3 protein-coding genes are annotated in these 3,796 nt (G+C 68.0%); 2 read left to right on the forward strand and 1 reads right to left on the reverse strand.

What is annotated here, in order from left to right; genetic code table 11:
- Window positions 1-207: 207 nt before the first annotated feature.
- Window positions 208-711, forward strand: a complete 504-nt coding sequence (locus tag GH737_RS13545) for a CPBP family intramembrane glutamic endopeptidase (protein ID WP_275401972.1) — start codon at window positions 208-210, stop codon at window positions 709-711.
- On the opposite strand, the gene GH737_RS13550 is transcribed toward GH737_RS13545, so the two are convergent.
- Window positions 659-1,810 carry a M23 family metallopeptidase gene (locus GH737_RS13550; protein WP_155265320.1) on the reverse strand — a complete coding sequence of 384 codons (1,152 nt, stop codon included), beginning with the start codon at window positions 1,808-1,810 and terminating at the stop codon, window positions 659-661. The two genes, GH737_RS13545 and GH737_RS13550, sit on opposite strands and share 53 nt — an antisense overlap.
- Before the next feature lie 437 nt (window positions 1,811-2,247).
- On the opposite strand from GH737_RS13550, the gene tssK reads away from it, so the two are divergent.
- The gene (gene tssK / locus GH737_RS13555) at window positions 2,248-3,588 is read left to right on the forward strand and encodes a type VI secretion system baseplate subunit TssK (RefSeq protein WP_155265321.1); all 1,341 of its coding nucleotides are present in this window, start codon (window positions 2,248-2,250) and stop codon (window positions 3,586-3,588) included.
- The last annotated feature ends 208 nt before the right edge of the window (window positions 3,589-3,796 follow it).

Raw genomic sequence — 3,796 nt, forward strand, 5'->3', positions numbered from 1 at the left:
CCGCAAGAACCGTAGCGCACACACTTGAGCGAGCAGGTGCTGGTTCAGGAGATTCCGCGCTGCCACGCGGGGTCGAGCAGGTCTTGCTCCTCGGCATGCCGTTTGATGTAGGCGGCGAAGAAGGGGCTCGTCGGCTTTCTCGTCGCCACTGCGCTCGCTGCGATCGCCGGAATCCTGCATCGCCTGGACGGCGGCACCTCGGCGGGACTGTTCGTCGGCGCCACGGCGCTCGTCCTCCTGCAATCGGGAAGCGAAGAAATATTCTTCCGCGGCTGGCTGCAGCCGGTGCTGGTCAGGAGCTGGGGCGGTTGGGGCATCGCGGTGACGGCGATCGCCTTCGCCGCGCTGCACCTTGCCGGCGGCGCTCGGGGCGGGGTGACCTTGTTGAACCTGTTCCTCGGCGGATTGCTGTTCGGCCTCCTTGCCGCGCGCGCCGGCGGCCTCGCGAGCGCCATCGGCGCGCATTTCGCATGGAACTGGGCGGAGGCGCTTCTTCTCGGCCTCGACCCCAATCCCGGGAGCGGAAGCTTCGGGTCGATCCTCAACCTCGAGCTGGTCGGGAGCGCGTGGTGGGGCGGGTCGGAGGAAGGGCTGAACGCCAGCATCGCGATGACGTTCGCGCTGGCGATCCTGCTCGTCCCCCTGCTGATCCTTCCGGCTAGAATTCCCGGCTGGCTCGCGCAGTATCGATCCGGTCGCGCTCCCGCCTGAACGCCGCCATGTCGGCGCCCGCGAGAGTCACGCCCTGGCCCGTCGGGATCGTCATCGGATCGACCTTCACCCCCTTGATCACCACCTCGTAGTGAAGGTGCGGCCCGGTAGCGCCGCCGGTGTGGCCGACGTCGCCGATGCGTTCGCCCTGGCTGACGCGCACGCCGGGCGTGATCCCCGGCACGATCCTGCTCAGATGGAAGTAGTGGGTTACCCAGCCATTGTCGTGCTGGATGGCGATCATCGTGCCCGCGTCGCCGTGACAGCAGCCGGCGACGATGATCTTGCCGGCCGCGGATGCGTAGACGGGCGTGCCGTCGGGCGCCGCGAAGTCGGTGCCGCCATGCAGCCGAGTGTAGTGCCTGATCGGATGGAAGCGCATTCCGAAACCGGACGAAATGCGGGCGCCGTCGACCGGCGTGCGCATGAACGAACGGCGGTTGCTGCGCCCGCTGAAGTCGAACCAGCCGTATTGGCCGCCGGCCTTGAAGCGGTAGAAGCGCAGCGATTTGTTTTGCAGGCGAAGCGACGCGAACAGCAGCCGCGGTAGGCCGACCGGTTCGCTCCACGGGTTGTAGTCCTGCTCGAACGCCCCTTCGAAAATGTCGCCCGGGTGAAGTTCGAACTGGAAGTCGACGTCATAGTTGAACGCTCCCGCGAAGTCGCTGATCAGGCTGTCGTCCACCCCCGCCTCGACCGCCGAGTTGTAGAAGGTGGTTCCCATCTCACCGCGCACCGCGATGATCTTTGTCGTCAGTTTCGCGGCGAGCTTCTGCGGTTCGAAGCCGTCGCCCTTGGCGACGAGCCGCACGCCGGCTCCGTCCATCCGGTTCAGCTCGAGCCAGCTGAGCGCCAGCTGCCCTTCCGCGGACCGGGCCACATCGGCGGTGAGCCGCAGTTCGCCCGGCGACTGGCCGATATAGGCCAGCAGCGTGCGCGCAAGCTCCGGCGCCCGGACCTCCTCGACTCCGAGGTCGGCGATGGCTTCCTCGATCTGGGCGGGTCCGGCGAGGGTCACGGTGCGGCGGCTGTGCCCCGGCTGCGGCCCCGGCGGCTCGGGACGATAGTCCTGTTGCTTGGGTGTTTCCGCGATGACCACCGGACGCGACGGCTGTTGCAGCGGCGGCGCGGCGGGCGGGCGCGACAGATAGGCCGCGGTGGCGCCGGCGACGAACAGCAGGAGGACCGCGATAGCGGCGAGGGCCGGCCGGCTTGTCCTCGCGGATAGCCGGGCGGCCTCGGGCTTGTCCGAAGGGGAGGGGAGAGGCGCCGGAGGCGATTTCCCAAGCCACGTTGTCGGGTCGAAGGACGCCCGGCCTCGATCCGCGGAGGGCCCGTCCCGACGCGCGCCGGGCGCAGTCGGTGCGGCAGCGGGCCTTCGAGACCAGCTTCGGGGATCGAATGAATCGTCATTGCCGCCGTCGACTGGGATGGCCCGTCTCCCCCACTTGCGGCCAGGTGCGGACCTGCGACGATATCGCAGCTTTCACTTGAGGTGAAGCTGTGCTTTATTGATCGGTCTACGGGGGCTTGTGCATGACCGGTAAGAACCGCGTAGCCTGGCGCGAAGGCATGTTCCTCCGGCCGCAGCACTTTCAGGCTCAGGAGCGCTATTTCGACGCGCACATCCGGGCCCGTGTCGACAGCGTCCAGCCTTATGCCTGGGGTTTCACGTCAATTGCCGTTGACGAAGACCTTGCGAGCCTCGGCAAGTTCGGCGTGCTGCGCGCGTCGGGCGTCCTTCCCGACGGCACACCATTCTCCATCCCGGACGAGCTGCCGCCGCCTCCGCCGCTCGACGTCCCGGCAGATGCGCGCGATGCGATCGTTTCACTGACTCTTCCCGCGGCGCAGCCCGGAGCGGTCGAGTTCCGCGAGGCCGAAGAGGCGTCGCACGAGGCTCGCTTCGCCGTTGGCGAACAGGAAGTCTCCGATGCCTTTTCGGATGACACGGTGACCGAGCCGATCGAGTTCGGCCTTCCCAACCTGCGCTTCGGCGTGACCCGCGACCAGACCTACGGCCGCGTGACTCTCGGGCTCGCGAGGGTGCGCGAAGTCAGCAACAAGAAGCTGGTGTTCGACGACCGCTACATCCCGCCGACGCTCGACATCGCGGCTGCGGTGCGGCTCAAGGGCGGATTGACCGACATCGTCGGCCGCGTCGAACAGCGCGCCGAGGAGCTGGCGCTGCGCGCGGTCGAGGCGACCGACGGGGGGTCGGAGACGTTCGCCAGCTTCCTGCTCCTCCAGGCGCTCAACCGCTGGCTGCCGATGCTGCGGCATCTCGAAAGCCTGCCCAACGTGCATCCGGAGCGATTGTTCGAGATGCTGATCGGAATGGCAGGCGAGCTCTCGACCCTGATCCGGCCCGAGCGCAAGCCGCCGGCGCTCCCGGCCTACGATCACGAAAACCCGCAGCTTTGCTTCGAGCCTGTGTTCGACCTGCTCCAGTCGATGCTGTCCGCGGTATTCGAACGCTCCGCGGTCCAGCTGCCGCTCGAGCAGAAGGGCCCCGGGGCCTACGTCTGCACGATCACCGATCACAACCTGTTCAAGACCGGCTATTTCTATCTCGCGGTCGCGGCCGCCGCGCCGGTCGAGGAAATCCGTCGGCTGTTCCCGAGCGTGGCGAAGATCGCGGCGGTGCAGAAGATGAAGCAGATCGTCGAATCAGCGCTTCCTGGCGTGCCGCTGCGGCATGTACCAACCCCGCCGCCGCAGATCCGCGTGCTCCCCGGCCACGTCTATTTCGAGCTTGACCGCAGCGTCCGCGACTGGCGCGATTTCGCGACCGCGCCGGGTCTCGGCCTCCATGTCGCCGGCGAGTGGCCCGAGCTGCGTCTCGAACTCTGGTGCGTGAAGAGGTCCAACCGGTGACACAAGGCGACGGCGGCTCCAATCGGAACAGAACGGTTTTCCGGCCGTCGCCGCTGCAGCGCCTGAAACGCGAGGGACAGCCGCCGCCGCCGCCGTTGCCTGCGGCCGACGAGCCCGGGTGGGGTGCGACCCCTCCTGCCGATCCCGGCTTCGCCGGCCCGAGTCATGCGCCCGCGGAGGCGCTTCGGCCCGATGCGCAGCAACCGGT

This window comes from Sphingomonas segetis, from assembly GCF_009720245.1.
In the GTDB taxonomy this organism is placed as follows: Bacteria; Pseudomonadota; Alphaproteobacteria; order Sphingomonadales; family Sphingomonadaceae; genus Sphingomicrobium; species Sphingomicrobium segetis.